Origin of the sequence: Mesorhizobium sp. M7A.F.Ca.MR.362.00.0.0 (assembly GCF_004023175.1) — a bacterium.
In the GTDB taxonomy this organism is placed as follows: domain Bacteria; phylum Pseudomonadota; class Alphaproteobacteria; order Rhizobiales; family Rhizobiaceae; genus Mesorhizobium.
The window spans coordinates 1,963-2,602 of record NZ_RZTF01000596.1 but is presented as its reverse complement, the minus strand read 5'-3'; the positions used below and the strand labels follow the sequence as shown (position 1 = coordinate 2,602).

Sequence of the window (640 nt, the reverse complement as noted above, 5' to 3'; positions counted from 1 at the left end):
GTAAGGATAATTATGCCGCTTCTGTAAGGCAGATTATGCCGCTGGAGGATTTACATGATGGGCATATCCCGACATTCCGGCTACACTCTCAGTGTTGATCACGCAAGCCGCCTTGACAACGATGTTAATGGCGGCATAAATATATTTACGATTATGCTTCTTTCCGCACTCGGAGCCGGCGATGTCTGCGATGTCCGACAGCAAGCGCTCGAAGACGGATGCCCTCATCGAAGAAGGCACCTTCAATCCAAGCCCCGAGAAGGTGGGCGATCCGAAGTTCCGGGGCAGCGAGTTCTTCGATCCGCACGACGCCGTGCAGGTCAGATACGAGATGCTGCGGCGCGTCTCCATCGACAACGTGTCGGTGACGGTGGCGTCCGACGAGTATGGCGTTTCCAGGCCGACCTACTATCAGGCAAGGGCGAGCTTCGACGCAGCCGGGATTGCGGGACTAGTACCAAAGAAGCCGGGCCCCCGCGGTCCCCACAAGATCGACGACGAAGTCCTGGCGTTTCTTCAGGCGCAGTTGGCCCCGGGCGAACCCGTTCGTGCTCGGGAACTGGCGAAGCTGGTCCGCTGCGAACTCGATGTCGAGCTTCATCCCAGGACGATCGAGCGGGTATTAAAAAAAACCGGCAGG

Annotated in this window: 1 protein-coding gene; it reads left to right on the top strand. The window is 57.8% G+C overall.

The genetic code is table 11. The features are described from left to right. Window positions 1-190 precede the first annotated feature (190 nt). On the top strand, window positions 191-640 hold a 450-nt coding region (locus EOC06_RS35715), incomplete at its 3' end, for a helix-turn-helix domain-containing protein (protein ID WP_245330063.1).